This window comes from Rathayibacter tanaceti (genome assembly GCF_001634385.1).
GTDB classification, from domain to species: domain Bacteria; phylum Actinomycetota; class Actinomycetes; order Actinomycetales; family Microbacteriaceae; genus Rathayibacter; species Rathayibacter tanaceti.
The window spans coordinates 1-16,781 of record NZ_LIIN01000067.1 but is presented as its reverse complement, the minus strand read 5'-3'; the positions used below and the strand labels follow the sequence as shown (position 1 = coordinate 16,781).

Here is a 16,781-nt window from a genome sequence, read left to right as displayed (position 1 = left end):
TCGCCCGCCGCGGCCGGGTCGCTGTCGTAGGGCAGGACGGCCGCGATCCCGGCGGCGCGCGCGGCGTCCGCCGCCGCACCCGTGTGTGCGCCGTCGGTCGCGAGCACGAGGCCCGACACCTGCTTGCCGGCAAGCTCCTCGACCGCAGCGCGCGCTCCCTCGGGCGTCCCGTGGTCGTCGGCGGCGACGAGATCGACCTTGCAGCCGCCCATCGCGAAGCGGTGCGCGGCGGCGACGGTTCCGTTCGCCGCGTCCTTCCACTCCGCGCCTTCGCCTGGCGCCGAGCTGAGCGAGACGACCACGCCGAAGGTCAGCCCTTCCGGTACGCGAGCGCAGGAGAGCCCGACCGGGAGCTCGGCGACCGTCGTGGTCGGCGCCGGCCGCGGAGGCAGGAGTGCGATCAGCACGCCGCCCAGGAGCAGCAGCGCGCCGACTCCGCCGCCGAGCAGGATCAGAGTCTGGCGACGGGGATGGAGGTGGGGGCGCTCTGCGGCGCGCCGACCGAGGCGGGTCATTGCCCGTCCCCGATCCGGAAGGAGTAGACGGTCTGCGAGTGAGCGCCCTCCGGGACGTCGAGGTGGAAGGCCGGGAGTGTGTCCGCCGCCTGGATTGAGGCGCGCTCCTGGGCCTGGGCGAGCAGGATCCCGGAGACATCCTCGGAGCGGACGGCGGCGTAGCCCTGCGCGCTCTGCGAGGCGAGGGCGAGCTGCACGTCGGCAGTGCCGACCTTCGCGGCGCTCGTCGTCATCGATCCGAGGAGCCCGGACCCGCCGACCGTCCGGTCTCCCAGATCGAGCAGCACCTTGTGCAGATCGGCGGCCAGCAGGGCCGAGGCGCCGTCGGTGTCACGGGTGGAGGCGTCGATCGTCGTGGCGATGCTCGCGAGCGAGTCGCGGGTGCGCTCGGTCACCGCCTCGCCGATCCGTGCTTCGGCGGTGCTCAGCGCCTGGTGCTCGGCGTCGACGGTCGCGGCGCCGTCGGTCCCGATATCGGCCGCCGCCTCGTGCAGTCCCGACACCGAGCGGTCGAACATCGCGGTGATCGCGTCGGCGTCGGCCGCGGAACGGGTCGAGACCCGCCGCACCTGAGCGTCGAGGAGCGCGGCGACTGCGGAGGACGCGGCCGAGTCGGCCTCGGCGAACGCTTGCTGAATCGCCGGAGCGAGGGCGTCCTGCTGAGTGCCGAGCGCATCGACTCGTGCGCCGAGGGCGTCTCGCTGCGTGCTCAGTGCGGCGGCGCTCGCGCGGAGAGCGGCGAGCAGCCCGGCGAGGCGGGAGTCGTCGGCGCCGGCCGTCGCGCCGGTCGCAGCCACGTCGCTCCGTACTGAGGCGAGAGCGGTCCGCAGTGCGGCGAGGTCGGCGCCCGCGCCGGTGTCGCCGGTGATCGATGCGACCGACGTCCACGCGCCGACCTGCGCGCGGAGCCGGTCGGCCATCGGGGCGGAGTAGCCGTCAGGTGTGTCGAGGCGGCCCTTGCCGGAGCAGGGCGTTCCGGTGAGGTAGGCCCGGAGCTCCTCGATGGAGCCCCGCGGGACTGCCGAGGGGGCGCTCGTCGCGCGCGGCGTCGTCGCGGGGGCTGGAATCGTGGGCGCCGGAATCGCGGGCAGAAGCTCGCAGAGCCGGTCGGCCAGCTCATGGTTCTGCGCAGACAGCGAGCCGGCCGTCGTCGGGGTCCCGAGCTCGTCGAGGGCCGTCTTCGCGGTCGCGCCGACCGAGGTGACGGCCTTCTCCAGCTCGCCGGTGTCGGTGTCGAGCCCGTCCAGAGTCGTCGAGAGCCCGGCGAGGGTCTGCGCGACGGACCCGCTCGGGTCCGCCAGAGCGTCGACCGCGGCCGAGGTCGCGTCGACCCGGCTCGAGAGCGCCGCGTAATCGGACTCCACACCGGCCATCAGCTCCGGCTGCAGGGAGTCCACGAGGCTCTGCCCGCGGCCGAGCATCCCGAGCAGCACGGTGTCGACGGCGGCTCCGGACGCCGCGAGCGAGCAGGTCATCGACGGAGCGGCGCAGCTCTGGGCGGAGGGTTCCGCCGGTCCGACGGCGCTGCGCAGAGAGGCGACGACCTCGTCGCGGCAGGACGCGGCCGCCGTTCCGTAGGCGTCCAGCTCGGAGGTGAGTCGCAGCAGCTCCGAGTAGATCGAACCCGAGGTGCCGCTGGCGCCCGTGGCCGCGACAGTGCAGCCGCTTCCTGAGAGCTCCGGCGACGGCACCGCGGCGGAGGTGTCGCCCAGCATCGCGTCGACCGCGTCGATCGCCTGCGAGAGCTGCTGCAGCAGTCCGGATTCGGTGCCCGACACCGTCGACGAGAGCTGGGTCTTCAGCGTGGCCAGCTGCCCCGAGAGCCCCTGCATCGAGGCCGCCGTCGAGGCGGTGCTGGTCCGCAGCTCCTCGGCCGTGCGGATACCCAGCGTCTCGGAGGTCGCGTCGAGCGAGGTCCGCACCTCGGCCACGGTCGTGCCCGCCTGCGTCAGCAGGTCGTCCACCGAGGTGATGACCTCGATCGTGCGGCGCTCGAGGGCGAGCGGCGAGGCGTCTCCGGAGTCGAAGGCGGCATCGAGCGCGCCTGCGGTGGTGGGATCGGTGCTCAACCCGGGCTGGACGGCCAGATCGAAGGCGGGGACGGCGAAGTCGTCGACGTCGGCGACGAGGGTCAGCGTGGCGGTCGCGCCTCCTCCGGGCGGGGCGAGGAGCGAGGCCCACTGGACGACGGCGTCGCCGTGGTCGTCGCGGCTGAGCACCCCGTTCGTGACGGTACCAGACTCGTCCTCGGTGACCACATTGCTCGGGGAGACGCCCGGCAGCACGGTGGAGGCGGCGACCGTCAGCGGAGCGCCCACGAGTGCGCTGCGGCTCGCTGAGCGCCCGGCCACGTCGAACGCGACCTCCTCGGCGTGGACCGTCAGGTTCTCGACTGCGAGCGAGATCTCGACCCGCCCCGATCGGCCCGCGAGCTCGGCCAGATCGGTCCCAGAGGCATCGGCGGTGCGCCACGAGGAGCGGACCCGGACCGGCAGATCGGCGGCGACCGCGGCGGGATCGTAGGTGGTGGTGGCGACCGTGGTGTCGGATGGATCCTCCCCGACGCCGAGCGCCGTCCCCTCGATCTCGCCGACGGCGCCATTGGTCGACAGGCCGATCGAGACGGACTGCAGCACCTTCGCGGCGGCGAGCGGCGGCGGCTCCGGCGGCGTGCAGCCCGCCAGCACTGCGACCACGGCCGCGATCGCCGCTCCGACCATCGTCCTGCGAACCTTCGAGCGCACCCTGTCCACCCCTCGTTCCGACGGGGCACCGGGCGGTGCCGCTCACATCGACGTGAGAGATGCTCGCAGAAGAGCCGAGCGGCGGCGTCGCGATGGCGCGCGAGGAGCCTCATCGCGCGCCAGAAATCACACCAGCTTCAACTTCTTGCGCAGCGCCTGCACGTGCCCGGTCGCCCGGACGCCGTACTGCGCGAACTCGAGCGCGCCCTCCGCTCCGACGACGAAGGTCGAGCGCAGCACGCCCACCACGGTCTTGCCGTAGAGGCTCTTCTCGCCCCACACCGCGTAGGCGCGGTGTGCCGTCATGTCGGGGTCGCTCAGCAGCGGGTAGGCGATGCTCTGCGCGTCCGCCCAGCGCCGCAGCGCCTCCGGAGTGTCGCGAGAGAGTCCGAGCACCTCGTAGCCGGAGTCCCGAAGCGAGGCCGCGTTGTCGCGGAAGTCGCAGGCCTCCGTCGTGCAGCCGGGGGTGTCGGCCTCCGGGTAGAAGAACAGGATGACGCGCCGCCCGCGGTAGTCGGCGAGAGAGACGGGCTCGCCGTCCTGGTTCGGCAGCGTGAAGGCGGGGGCGGTGTCGCCGGCGGCGAGTCGCGCTTGGGCGGTGACAGGGGAGAGGTCGGTCATCGTCTGCTTCCGTCGGTGGTGGTGAAGGTGGTCAGGAGTCGCTGGAGCGAGTCGAGCCGCTCGGGTCCGCTCGCACCGAGCAGGCCTCCTTCAACGGCCTCGACGATCGCGCAGTCCGGGGAGTCGGGCAGGTGCGTGCAGCCGCGAGGGCACTCCCGGGCGATTTCGGCGAGCGTCGTGAAGGCTCCGAGGATGTTGTCGGTGTTCACGTGCCCCAGGCCGAACGAGCGCACGCCCGGGGTGTCGATCACCCAGCCGTGGCGGTCGCCGCGTTCCACGCGCAGTGAGACGGTGGAGGAGGAGGTGTGCCGGCCGCGGCCGGTCACGGTGTTGACGTGCCCTGTCGCGCGGTGCGCATCCGGTACCAGCCTGTTGACCAGGGTCGACTTGCCCACACCGGAGTGCCCGACGACGACCGTCTCGTGACCGAGCAGGGCCTCGGCGATCTCGTCGACGGGCGGCTCGTCCTGGCTCGAGAGGAACACGCGCAGGTCGAGCCCCTCGAAGTTGCGCAGGAACGGAGCGGGATCGGCGAGGTCGGTCTTGGTGATGCAGAGCATCGGAGTGATTCCGGCGTCGAAGGCCGCGACGAGGTAGCGGTCGACCAGGCGCGTGCGTGGCTCGGGGTCGGCCGCGGCGACGACGCAGAGCATCTGATCGGCGTTCGCCACGATCACGCGCTCGATCGCATCCGTGTCGTCGGCGCTGCGCCGCAGCAGCGTCGTGCGCTCCCGGATGCGGACGATGCGAGCGAGGGTCCCCTCATCGCCGCTGGAGTCGCCGACGACGTCGACCCGGTCGCCCGCGACGATGGCCTGCCGTCGCAGTTCGCGGGCCCGCGCGGCGGTGAACTCGTGCTCCTCGGGCGTCCCGTCGCCGATCATCACCGTGTAGCGCCCGCGGTCGACGCCGAGCACCATCGCGATCTCGGCGTCCTGGTAGGCGGGCCGGTTCTTCGTGCGGGGCTTCGTCCCCTTCGGATTCGGCCTCACCCGGGCGTCCGATTCGTCGTAGCCGTCGAAGTCGTCGAGCACGCCGTCGGCGTCGAGGCCGCTGTCCGTCCACCACGACACAGGTCAGGCCGATCCGGCGAGGGTGGTCCACAGCGCGGGGAACTGCGGAAGCGTCTTCGCCGTCGTGGCGATGTCCTCAATCACGACGCCCGGCACGACCAACCCGATCAGGCGCCGGCGTGCGCCATCCTGTGATCGGAGTAGGTGCGCCAGCGTCCGCCGTGCAGTTCGGCCGGCTCGATCCGGAGGCCGTCCTCCGTCTCGACCACGTCGCCGCCGAGACCGCTGATCTCGGCCGCGAGCGCGGCGAGTCGGTCGGTCTCGTGGTGGCGGATGTGGCCGATTCCCCTCAGCGTGCTCGGCGTGCTCGCGAGTGCGGCGAGGGCGGCGAGGGCCGGCGCGAGCTCGCCTCCCTCGGAGAGATCGAGATCGACGCCGAGGATCTCGTCGCCGCCGGTCACGACGAGGGCGTCCCCGTCGCGCTCGACAGTGGCACCGAACAGCGGCAGGATCCGCTCGAGGTGGGCGCCGACCTGCGTGGTGACGGCGGGCCAGTGGCGCAGCCGCACCCGGCCGCCCGTGACCAGTGCCGCCGCCAGGAAGGGAGCGGCGTTCGAGAGATCGGGCTCGATCAGCACATCGGCTCCGGCGATCGTCTGCGCGGCGACGGTCCACTCTCCCGGCGCAGGGGTGCCGACCTCGACTCCCCGGGCGGCGAGTGCCGCGATCGTCATGTCGATGTGCGGCTGGCTCGGCAGCGCGCGGCCCTCGTGGCGGAGGCGGAGCCCGTCGTCGAAGCGTGCGCCCGCCAGCACCAGGGCCGAGACGAACTGGCTCGACCGTGAGGCGTCGACGACGGCGTCGCCCCCGCGGACCGAGCCGGACCCGTGCACAGTAAAGGGGAGCGCGCCACGACCGTCGTCGGCCACGTCGACGCCGAGCGAGCGGAGGGAGGCGATCGTCGCCCCCATCGGCCGCTTGGCCGCGTAGGCGTCTCCGTCGAACGTGGTGGGCCCGAGCGCGAGCCCGGCGAGCGGGGGCACGAAGCGCATGACCGTCCCCGCGAGGCCGCAGTCGATCGTGGTCGAGCCCAGCAGTTCCTCCGCCGGCTCGATCACCAGGTCGGAGCCGAAGTCTCCGGTTGCACCCGACTCGCGGATGCCCGTGCCCAGTGACCGTAGAGCGTCGATCATCAGCGAGCTGTCGCGCGAGTGCAGCGGCGCACGCAGGGTGGAGGGTCCGTCGGCGAGGGCCGAGAGGACGAGCTCGCGGTTGGTGAGGGACTTCGAGCCCGGCAGGGCGATCTCGGCGTCGAGGGCGCCGGATGCCGCGGGCGCGGGCCACGCGTCATCGCCGGGGAGCGCACGGGCGTCGCCGTACGGATCGAACTCGGGAGCGGAATAACGCGAGAAGACCATCGGTTGTCAGGATAGTCGGCCGACAGGGAGTCGGCGGCAGCGGCGGAGGCGGAGCATGGCGGCAATGAGCACGGCGACGGTGAGCACGGCGACGGTGTCGCGGAGCACGGCGACAACGGCCGGGACGGGCGCGGTGCCGCGGAGCGTGCGAACGCCCGCACGGCGCCGGCGCCGGCCCGCAACCCCGGTCGGCGTGAGCGCCTCCGCTCTAGAATCGCTGGTGATGACTCGCGACGACGTACCCCGCACCAGCCCCGCCGACGAGGCGCCGCGCCGCCGAGGGGGAGCAGACGATCGAGGAGACCGTCGAGGAGTCGTTCGACGACGCTCCAGCGGATGCTCCGGTCGATCTCCGCGCACTCTTCGAGGAGCAGGCCCTGCCGTTCATCGACCAGCTCTACGCGGCCGGTCTGCGGATGACGAAGAACCCCTCCGACGCCCAGGACCTCGTGCAGGAGACGTTCGCCAAGCGTTCGGCGCGTTCCGGCAGTTCCAGCAGGGCACGAACCTCAAGGCCTGGCTCTACCGGATCCTCACCAACACGTTCATCAACTCCTACCGCAAGAAGCAGCGCGAGCCCTACCAGAGCGCGATCGACGAGCTCGAGGACTGGCAGCTCGGCGGCGCCGAGTCCACCACGGCCACCTCAAGCCGTTCGGCCGAGGCGGAGGCGATCGACCACCTCCCGGACACCGCGGTCAAGGAGGCGCTACAGGCGATCCCCGAGGACTTCCGGCTCGCCGTCTACTTCGCGGACGTGGAGGGATTCTCCTACCAGGAGATCGCGGACATCATGAAGACCCCCGTCGGGACCGTCATGAGCCGGCTGCACCGTGGCCGCCGCATGCTGCGCGAACGACTCACCGACTACGCACGCGAGCGCGGCTTCCGCGCCGCATTCACCTCCGGGAGCACGAAATGACCGACAGCGGCTGCACGAAGGCCAAGGCCGAGCTCGAGGAGTACCTCCACAACGAGCTGTGCAAGGAGGACGCCGCCGACATCCGTGAGCACATGGTCGGATGCGTCGACTGCGCTGACGAGGCGAAGGTCGGCGTCGTGCTGACCATGGCCGTGCAGCGCGCCTGTACAGAGACGGCTCCCGAGGACCTCCGCGCTCAGGTCCTCGGCATGCTACGAGATGAGCAGGCCAGCCACACTCCCACTCCCGCCCGCCTCTAGCCGCCGCCCCTGAGGAGCGCCACCGCACCGAGGGAACCCCGGTCCGTCGAGACGGCCTGCATCGGCAGGTCCCTCGATCGGCCGGGGTGCGCTCGGCGGCGATGCGTTCGAACGTCAGCGGGCGAGCGCCCTCGACAGCAGGTCGGCCTGCTCGGACGCGTGGCGCTTGGCCGAGCCCGCAGCGGGCGACGCCGCGGACGGCCGGGACACGACTCGGATCGGCCGCCCGAGCTGCGGCGCGACCTCGAGCGCGATGAACGGCCACGCCCCCTGGTTCTCGGGCTCGTCCTGGACCCAGACGAACTCCGCGTCGGGGTAGCGCTCGGCGATGCCGCGCAGCTCCTCGATCGGCGCGGGATAGTACTGCTCGACCCGGACCAGCGCGATGCCGTCGTCCGGCTTCTTCTCGAGTTCGGCCTTGAGGTCGTAGTGCACCTTGCCGGCGTGCAGAAGCACGCGCTTCACGGTCGATGCGTCCTGGATGCGCGCGTCGTCGATCACCGGCTCGAAGCGGCCCGAGGTGAACGCCTCGACAGGGCTCGAGGCTCCGCGCAGTCTCAGCATCGCCTTCGGGGTGAAGACGATCAGCGGGCGGCGCGGTCGCGAGTAGGCCTGGCGGCGTAGCAGGTGGAAGTACGACGCGGGCGTCGACGGGCGCGCGACCGTCATGTTCCGCTCGGCGCACATCTGGAGGTAGCGCTCGATCCGGGCGGAGGAGTGGTCGGGCCCCTGCCCCTCGTAGCCGTGGGGGAGCAGGAGCACGAGCGACGAGCGCTGGCCCCACTTCTGCTCGGCCGACGAGATGAACTCGTCGATCACGATCTGCGCGCCGTTCGCGAAGTCGCCGAACTGCGCCTCCCACAGCACGAGGGAGTCGGGCCGCTCGACCGAGTAGCCGTACTCGAACGCCATCGCCGCATACTCCGAGAGCAGCGAGTCGTAGATCCAGAGCCGCGCCTGCTGCTCCGACAGGTTCATCAGCGGCAGCCACTCCTGCCCGTTCTCGCGGTCGTGCAGCACGGCGTGGCGCTGCACGAAGGTGCCGCGGCGGGTGTCCTGGCCGACGAGGCGCACCGGGGTGTCCTCGAGCAGCAGGGAGCCGAGCGCGAGCAGCTCGCCGAACGCCCAGTCGATCGAGCCGGAGCGGCTCATCTCCTGGCGCTTCGCCAGCAGCTGCTGGAGCTTGGGGTGCACGGTGAAGCCCTCGGGCGGGGTGGTGAACGCGTCGCCGATGCGGGTGATGACCTCGTTCTTCACTCCCGTCACCTCGGGCTCGCCCGGGTAGTCCTCGCCCCGCTGCGCGTCCGGCAGCTCGAGGTCGGCCACGGAGTCGCCGTCGGCGGTGATCACGGGGATCGCGCCGGTCTGCGCCGCGTGCGTCTCGGCGAAGGCTCGCTCCAACCGGTCCTGGAAGTCCTGGTGCGCGCGGGCGTACTCCTCCTCGGTGATGTCGCCGCGGCCGACGAGCGCCTCGGTGTAGAGCTTGCGGACCGAGCGCTTGGCCTCGATCAGGCTGTACATCAGCGGCTGGGTCATCGAGGGGTCGTCGCCCTCGTTGTGCCCGCGGCGGCGGTAGCAGATCAGGTCGATGACCACGTCGCGGTTGAAGCGCTGGCGGTACTCGAACGCGAGCTGCCCGACGTGCACGACGGCCTCGGGGTCGTCGCCGTTCACGTGGAAGATCGGAGCCTGGATCGACTTGGCGCCGTCGGTCGAGTAGATCGAGGTGCGCGCCTCGTGCGGCGGGGTCGTGAATCCGACCTGGTTGTTGATGTTGATGTGGATCGTGCCGCCGGTGCGGTAGGCCCGCAGCTGCGACATCTGGAGGGTCTCGACGACCACGCCCTGACCGGCCATCGCGGCGTCGCCGTGGACGAGGATCGGCAGGGTCGTGAAGGTGCCGATCGGCTTGCGGTCCTGCTTGGCGCGCACGATGCCCTCGAGCACGCCGTTGACCGCCTCGAGGTGCGAGGGGTTCGCGGCGAGGTAGACGGGGATCTCCTCGCCGGCCGCGCCGCGGAAGGTGCCCTCGGTGCCGAGGTGGTATTTCACGTCTCCGGAGCCCTGGACGGTGCGCGGATCCTGCGTGCCCTCGAACTCGCGGAAGATCTGGCCGTAGGTCTTGCCGGCGATGTTCGTCAGCACGTTGAGGCGGCCGCGGTGGGCCATGCCGATCGCGACCTCGTCGAGCTTCTCGTCGGCCGCCCCCTGGAGGACGGCGTCGAGCAGAGCGATGAGCGACTCCCCTCCCTCGAGCGAGAAGCGCTTCTGACCGACGTACTTGGTCTGCAGGAAGGTCTCGAAGGCCTCGGCCTCGTTGAGCTTGCCGAGGATGCGCAGCTGCTCGTCGTGCCCGGGCTTCTCGTAGCCCCGTTCGAGCTTCTGCTGCATCCAGGCGCGCTGCTCGGGATCCTGGATGTGCATGTATTCGACGCCGACCGTGCGGCAGTAGGAATCGCGCAGGATGCCGAGGATGTCGCGCAGCTTGAGCTGGCGCGCGCCGCCGAAGCCGTCCGTGACGAACTCGCGGTCGAGGTCCCAGAAGGTGAGTCCGTGGCTCTCGATGGCGAGGTCGGGGTGCGAGCGCTGCACGTACTCGAGCGGGTCGACGTCGGCCATCAGGTGGCCGCGGACGCGGAACGAGTTGATGAGCTCCTGCACGCGGGCGGTCTTCGAGACGCGCTCGGCGAGGTCGACGGCGATGTCGGTCGACCAGTGGATCGGGTCGTAGGGGATGCGCAGCGCCGCGAAGATGTCCTCGTAGAAGTCGCGCCCGCCGAGCAGCAGCTCGTGCACGATCTTGAGGAACTCGCCCGAGCCCGCGCCCTGGATGACGCGGTGGTCGTAGGTCGAGGTCAGGGTGATGGTCTTGCCGATGCCCAGCTCGACCAGCGTCTTCTCGGACGCACCCTGGAACTCGGCGGGGTACTCGAGGGCGCCGGCTCCGATGATGCAGCCCTGGCCCTTCATCAGGCGGGGGACGGAGTGGACCGTGCCGATGCCGCCGGGGTTCGTGAGCGAGAGGGTGGTCCCGGCGAAGTCACCGGCGACGAGCTTGTTGCCGCGGGCGCGCTTGACGAGGTCCTCGTAGGCGGCGAGGTAGGCGGTGAAGGTGAGGGTGTCGGCGCGCTTGATGCTCGGGACGAGGAGGGCGCGCGTGCCGTCGGGCTTGGGCATGTCGATCGCGATGCCGAGGTTCACGTGCGCCGGAGCCACCACGGCGGGCTTGCCGTCGACCTCGTCGTAGAACACGTTCTGGCTCGGGAAGTCCTTCAGCGCCCGGATCAGCGCCCAGCCGATCAGGTGCGTGAACGAGACCTTGCCGCCGCGGGTGCGTCGCAGGTGGTTGTTGATCACGATGCGGTTGTCGATCATCAGCTTCGCCGGGATCGTGCGGACGCTCGTGGCGGTGGGGATCGTGAGACTGGCGTCCATGTTGGTGGCGAGGCTCTTCGCCATGCCGCGCAGCGGGGTGACCGTGTCCGCCTCCTCCGGGGCGGACTCCTGGGGCGCGGGCCCGCTCACCGGCGCGTCGGCGGGGATGGGCTGGGCCTTCGGCTGCTTGGAGGTGGTGCGCGAGGCGGGAGCCGTATCGGAGGGTGTCGTGACGGGATGGGTCACGGCACCTCCCGCGCTCGTGGACACGCGCTCGGCGACCGGAGCGGAGGCGGGCTTCGCAGCGGCTGCGGGGTCTGTGCCACCCCCTGCGAGCTGGGCCCCGTAGCGCTCCAGGATCGGCCACCAGGACTCGTCCACCGAGGCGCGGTCGGCACTGTACTGCTCGTACAGCTCCTCCACGAGCCACTCGTTGGCCCCGAAGTCCTCCGCGCCCTGCTCTGTTCCTGCTCCGGTCAACTGGCTCGACACAGCCGATCGCCCACTCTCTCCGTTGATTCGCGTTGTCTCGATCATCCGGACGGGCCCGTCGCATCCCTCCGCGCTCTCCACCGCGGAGGAGGAGGTCGTCCTCGGCCGCGAGAGACGCGGTGCCCGAGCCTGGTCCCGTCCCCGTCGCCAAGCCTAGCCCGGATCCCGCACGGCCGACCCGGGGCCGCGCCGGAGTAGCGTTCTCCCCATGCGTTTCTCCGGCGGAGCACCCTCAGGCGACCTCACCTACTCGGACGTGTTCCTCGTCCCCGGCCGCTCCTCGGTGACAAGCCGGCTCGACGTCTCCCTGGCTCCCGGCGACGGCACGGGCGCGACCATCCCGATCGTCTCCTCGAACATGAACTCGGTCACGGGTCAGCGGCTCGCGGCCGCTCTCGCGCGCCGCGGCGGCCTCGGCGTGCTCCCGCAGGACATGCCGCTGCAGGCCCTCGATGCCGCCATCCGCTGGGTGAAGCGCCAGCCCGTCGCCTTCTCCGGCGCCCTCACTGCGGCACCGGGGACGACGGTGGAGGAGGCGCTCACGATCCTCCCGGCCGTCGCCGGCCACGGCTTCGTCGTGCAGGAGGCGGACGGCGCGATCCTCGGCTGCGTCCCGGCCTCGCGTCTCGCCACCGCTCTGCCGGACGCCCTGCTGGGCGATCTCGTGCACGGTGCCGCCCCCTCGATCGACGCCGACGACGTGCCCACTGCCCGCGCCGCCTTCGATCTGATGGTCGCGGCCGACCTCGACTTCGCCCCGGTGCTGCACCACGGCGCCCTGGTCGGCACGCTCTCGCGCACCGGCGCCCTCCGCTCCACCATCTACGACCCCGCGCTCGACGCCGACGGCCGCCTGCGCGTCGCGGCGGCGGTCGGCATCAACGGCGATGTCGAGGCGAAGGCGCGCGCCCTCGTCGCGGCCGGAGTCGACGTGCTGGTGCTCGACACTGCGCACGGCCACCAGGAGGGGATGCTCCGGGCCCTGCGCACCGTCGCGGCGCTGGATCTCGGCGTTCCGATCGCCGCCGGCAACATCGTCACCGCCGAGGCCGTGCACGATCTCGTCGACGCCGGCGCGGACATCCTCAAGGTCGGAGTCGGCCCGGGCGCGATGTGTACGACCCGGATGATGACGGCCGTCGGCCGCCCGCAGTTCTCGGCGGTCCTCGAGACGGCCGAACGCGCGCACGAGCTGGGCGCACACGTCTGGGCGGACGGCGGGGTGCGCTACCCGCGCGACGTCGCTCTCGCGCTGGCCGCGGGTGCCGCCTCCGTGATGATCGGATCCTGGTTCGCGGGCACGATCGAGGCGCCGGGAGAGCTGCGCAGCGACACGGTCGGCCGGGTCTACAAGGAGAGCTGGGGCATGGCGTCGGCGAAGGCCGTGCAGGAGCGCTTCGACCGCCTCGACGCCTACGAGCTGGCCCGCAAGCGCCTCTTCGCCGAGGGCATCTCGTCCTCCACCATCTACCTCGACCCGTTGCGCCCCTCGGTCGAGGACCTGCTGGACATGATCACCTCGGGCGTGCGCTCGTCCTTCACCTACGCCGGCGCGCGGAGCGTGACCGACTTCCACGAGCGCGCGCACGTGGGATTGCAGTCGGCCGCGGGCTACGAGGAGGGCAAGGCGCTCCCCGTCAGCTGGTGAGCTGTGCCCGCGTGCTAGAACCGACCCCATGACCATCGTCGACAACGCCGTGTACGTCGGCGGCCACCGCATCAGCGACCCGGAGTCGCTCGAGGACACCTTCGAGCTGATGCGCGAAGAGCACGGCATGGCGTGGATCGGGCTCCACCGCCCGACCCGCGAGGAGGTCGAGGCTGTCGCGGAAGAGTTCGGCCTGCACCCGCTGGCCGTCGAGGACGCCCTGAGCGGACACCAGAGGGCGAAGCTCGAGCGCTACGACGACGGGCTCTTCGTGGTGCTGCGGCCCGCGCGCTACGTAGACGCGGCCGAGACCGTCGTGTTCGGGGAACTGCACGTGTTCGTCGGCCCCGACTTCGTCGTGACCATCCGGCACGCCGACTCCCCGGACCTCGCCCGGGTGCGCCGCCGGCTCGAGGAGGATCCAGCGCTGCTGGCCCGCGGGCCGGAGGCGGTGCTCTACGCGATCCTCGACCAGGTCGTCGACGAGTACGCGCCCGTGGTCTCCGGCGTGCAGGGCGACGTGGACGAGATCGAGGACCAGCTCTTCGGCGACGACTCGGACGACGGGCTCTCGGAGCGTATCTACCGGCTCTCGCGCGAGGTCATCCACTTCCAGCGCTCGGTGCAGCCGCTCACGGCGCTGCTGCACGAGCTGCTCCAGGAGGCGACGGCCGACGAGAGCGACCTCTCGCCCGAGCGGATCGAGCTGCGGCGCTCGCTCCGCGACGTCCTCGACCACACCATCCGGGTCACGGACGCGGTCGACTCGCTCCGCGCGATCCTTGACAAGGCGCTCACCGTGCACTCGACCCTCGTCTCTCGGCGCCAGACCGAGACCGGACTCGCTCAGAACGACGTGGTGCGCAAAATCTCCTCGTGGGCGGCGATCCTGTTCGCGCCGACGCTGGTCGCCGGCATCTACGGGATGAACTTCGACGATATGCCCGAGCTGCACTGGCGGCTCGGCTACCCGTGGGCGCTCGGCCTGATGGTGCTGTTCGGCGTCGCGCTCTACACGGCCTTCAAGCGGAAGAAGTGGCTCTGACCCCGAGCAGGGAGCGGCGCTGCGCCTACCGCTGCCGAGTACTGTCGGCGCCCTGGCCGCGGTAGACTCTGCCCCACAATGGACGACCCTCCCTCTGCCCATCCGCGCCCGGACCGGCCCGTCCGGCACTCCTCGGACCACCCTCACCCGACCGGGGGCGACCACCGTGGGAACTGAGTGGCTCCTCCTCGGCGTCGGCCTGCTGCTGACACTGGGTACCGGCGTCTTCGTCGCCAGCGAGTTCGCCCTGGTGAACCTCGACCGCGCCGATCTCGAGGCCCGCCGCGATCGGGGTGAGACCAGGCTCGGAATGACCATCGCCGCGCTGCGGGTCACCTCGACGCACCTCTCGAGCGCGCAGCTCGGGATCACGCTGACGACGTTGCTGACCGGCTACACGATGGAACCCGCGCTCTCGACTCTGCTGGAGCAGCCGTTCAGCGGCCTCGGCATCCCCGAGGAGGCGCTCGCGCCGGTGATGACAGTCGTCGCGATCGTCATCGCGACGCTCCTGTCGATGATCCTCGGCGAGCTGGTGCCCAAGAACTTCGCGCTGGCGCTGCCGCGGGCGACCGCCAAGCTCGTGGTCCCGCTCCAGACCGCGTTCACCACCGTGTTCCGACCTGCCGTCGCCCTGCTCAACGGCAGCGCGAACGCCCTGCTGCGGCTCGTCGGCATCGAGCCCAAGGAAGAGCTCTCTGGCGCCCGCAGCGCCGAGGAGCTGTCGAGCCTCGTCCGCCACTCCGCCAGCGCGGGACTGCTTGAGGAGGACACCGCCGACCTGCTCGGACGCACTCTCCGTTTCTCCGCCCTCACCGCGGGCGATGTGATGACGCCGCGCCTCCGCCTGTCGACCGTCGAACGCGCGAGCACGGCGCAGGATGTGCTCGACCTCGCCCGCACCACCGGCCTCTCGCGCTTCCCGATCACCGACGACGACATCGACGACATCGTCGGAGTCGTGCACGTGAAACAGGCGGTCGCGGTGCCGCGCGGCAAGCGCTCCGAGGTGCCGGTGACGGCGCTGCGCTCCGAACCGCTCCGCGTCCCCGAGACCATGAAGCTCGACGTGCTGCTGACGGAGTTGCGCGGCCGGGGCTTCCAGCTCGCCGTCGTCGTCGACGAGTACGGCGGAACGGCGGGCGTCGCAACGCTCGAGGACCTCGTCGAGGAGCTCGTGGGCGAGGTGGCCGACGAGCACGACCGCTCCCGCGCCGACGTCGTCAAGCTGCCCGGATCGACGACCTTCCCCGGGATGCTGCGTCCGGACGAGGTGCTCGACCGTGCCGGCGTCCACATCCCCGCAGAGGGCCCCTACGAGACGGTCGCCGGCTTCGTGATGAGCCAGCTCGGCCGCCTCCCCGCGGTCGGCGACCGGATCGCGGTCGAGGGCGGATCGCTCCGCGTCGAGCGGCTCGACGGACGGCGCATCGACCGGCTCCGCTTCACCCCCGATCCGGAGGCTGTCCCCGAGGGTATCCCCGATCCGCTCGCCGACGTCGCGCACGGCCACCGCGGCCGGAAGGAGGCCGACGATGAGTGACTGGGCAGGAATCGCCTGGCTCGTGGTGCTCCTCGCTGCGAACGCCTTCTTCGTCGGAGCGGAGTTCGCCGTCATCTCGGCCCGCCGCTCCCAGATCGAGCCCCTCGCCGAAAGCGGACGCCGCAGCGCGATCACCGCGCTGGCAGCCATGGAGCACGCCACGCTGATGCTGGCCACGACCCAGCTGGGCATCACCGTCTGCTCGCTGCTCATCCTCAACGTCAGCGAGCCGGCGATCCACCACCTGCTCGAGGTGCCGCTGCACGCCGTCGGCATCCCCGACGAGCTCTCGGGGACCGTCGCATTCGTCATCACCCTGCTGATCGTGTCGTTCCTGCACGTGGTCCTCGGCGAGATGGTGCCCAAGAACATCTCGTTCTCGATGCCGGACCGCGCCGTGCTCCTGCTCGCACCTCCGCTCGTCGCGATCGCCCGCGTGCTGCGCCCCATCATCGTCGCGCTGAACGCGATCTCGAACGGGGTGCTCCGTCTGTTCAAGGTCGAGCCGAAGGACGAGGCGAACAGCACCTTCACGCTCGAGGAGGTGCAGACGATCGTCGACCAGTCCACCCGCGAGGGAACGCTGCGCGACTCCACCGGCACCCTCCTCGCCGCGTTCGAGTTCACCGAGAAGAAGGTCCACGACGTCGCCCTGCCCCTCGACGGCATCGTCAGCCTCCCCAGCGGAGCCACGCCCGCCGACGTCGAACGCGCCGTGGCCAAGCACGGGTTCTCGCGCTACGTGATCCTCGGCGACGACGGCACCCCCGAGGGCTACATCCACCTCAAGGACGTGCTCGACCTCGACGGGGACACCGAGGGCGAGAAGTTCCGCCTCCCGGTCCCCGCGAAACGCATCCGCCAACTCGCCTCGATCTTCGAGGCCACCGACCTCGAGGACGCCCTCGCGATCATGCGCCGCACCGGCGCGCACCTCGCGCGCGCCTTCGACGAGCAGGGCCGGGCCACGGGAGTGCTGTTCCTGGAGGACATCATCGAGGAGTTGGTCGGCGAGGTCGACGACGCCACCCGCCGCTGACGGCGCGCGAGGCGTGGGCGGCGCAGTCGCGGCGTTGTCGTCAGGCGCGATACCGCCGGTATCGCTTCCTCCTCCGCCTTGCGACTGCACCGCCCACGCCTCGCGCCGACTCCTGGGTTGGGGAGGGGAGGGGGGCGCGGCTTCGC

The 16,781-nt window shown here is 71.3% G+C and carries 10 protein-coding genes and 2 pseudogenes; 6 read left to right on the top strand and 6 right to left on the bottom strand.

From position 1 onward, the window contains the following. The 5 genes and pseudogenes from ACH61_RS09450 to aroA all read right to left on the bottom strand — a co-directional run. A partial coding sequence (locus ACH61_RS09450) for an ABC transporter substrate-binding protein (RefSeq protein ID WP_153038830.1) occupies window positions 1-515 on the bottom strand: 515 nt, incomplete at its 3' end. After that, complete coding sequence (locus ACH61_RS09445) at window positions 512-3,259, bottom strand: hypothetical protein (protein ID WP_153038829.1); 2,748 nt, start codon at window positions 3,257-3,259, stop codon at window positions 512-514. The genes ACH61_RS09445 and ACH61_RS09450, both read right to left, overlap by 4 nt. A 126-nt stretch (window positions 3,260-3,385) precedes the next feature. After that, entirely contained in the window at window positions 3,386-3,880 is a 495-nt protein-coding gene (gene bcp / locus ACH61_RS09440) for a thioredoxin-dependent thiol peroxidase (RefSeq protein ID WP_068211517.1), read from the bottom strand. Further along, window positions 3,877-4,953 carry a ribosome small subunit-dependent GTPase A gene (gene rsgA / locus ACH61_RS09435; protein WP_068211514.1) on the bottom strand — a complete coding sequence of 359 codons (1,077 nt, stop codon included), beginning with the start codon at window positions 4,951-4,953 and terminating at the stop codon, window positions 3,877-3,879. The genes bcp and rsgA overlap by 4 nt, the downstream gene beginning before the upstream one ends. A gap of 3 nt (window positions 4,954-4,956) precedes the next feature. Further along, window positions 4,957-6,311, bottom strand: a pseudogene (aroA, locus tag ACH61_RS09430) (3-phosphoshikimate 1-carboxyvinyltransferase). Window positions 6,312-6,604: 293 nt separating this feature from the next. Between aroA and ACH61_RS09425 the strand changes: the two are divergent. Next, window positions 6,605-7,233 (top strand): annotated as a pseudogene (locus tag ACH61_RS09425) (sigma-70 family RNA polymerase sigma factor). After that, on the top strand, window positions 7,230-7,493 hold the full coding sequence (locus ACH61_RS09420; RefSeq protein ID WP_068211511.1) for a zf-HC2 domain-containing protein: 264 nt from the start codon (window positions 7,230-7,232) through the stop codon (window positions 7,491-7,493). Before ACH61_RS09425 ends, ACH61_RS09420 begins: the two are co-directional and overlap by 4 nt. A gap of 114 nt (window positions 7,494-7,607) precedes the next feature. On the opposite strand, the gene ACH61_RS09415 is transcribed toward ACH61_RS09420, so the two are convergent. After that, entirely contained in the window at window positions 7,608-11,360 is a 3,753-nt protein-coding gene (locus ACH61_RS09415) for a multifunctional oxoglutarate decarboxylase/oxoglutarate dehydrogenase thiamine pyrophosphate-binding subunit/dihydrolipoyllysine-residue succinyltransferase subunit (RefSeq protein WP_199220805.1), read from the bottom strand. 208 nt (window positions 11,361-11,568) lie between these two features. Between ACH61_RS09415 and guaB1 the strand changes: the two genes are divergently transcribed. The 4 genes from guaB1 (at window position 11,569) to ACH61_RS09395 (ending at window position 16,635) form a co-directional block, all read left to right on the top strand. Then, entirely contained in the window at window positions 11,569-13,008 is a 1,440-nt protein-coding gene (gene guaB1, locus ACH61_RS09410; RefSeq protein ID WP_068211508.1) for a GMP reductase, read from the top strand. Window positions 13,009-13,036: 28 nt separating this feature from the next. Next, on the top strand, window positions 13,037-14,053 hold the full coding sequence (gene corA / locus ACH61_RS09405) for a magnesium/cobalt transporter CorA (protein ID WP_068211505.1): 1,017 nt from the start codon (window positions 13,037-13,039) through the stop codon (window positions 14,051-14,053). A 166-nt stretch (window positions 14,054-14,219) separates the two neighbouring features. Further along, window positions 14,220-15,596 (top strand): hemolysin family protein, encoded by a 1,377-nt coding sequence (locus tag ACH61_RS09400; RefSeq protein ID WP_082845158.1) that lies wholly within the window; start codon window positions 14,220-14,222, stop codon window positions 15,594-15,596. Next, window positions 15,589-16,635 carry a hemolysin family protein gene (locus ACH61_RS09395; protein WP_068211502.1) on the top strand — a complete coding sequence of 349 codons (1,047 nt, stop codon included), beginning with the start codon at window positions 15,589-15,591 and terminating at the stop codon, window positions 16,633-16,635. The genes ACH61_RS09400 and ACH61_RS09395 overlap by 8 nt, the downstream gene beginning before the upstream one ends. Window positions 16,636-16,781 lie beyond the last annotated feature (146 nt).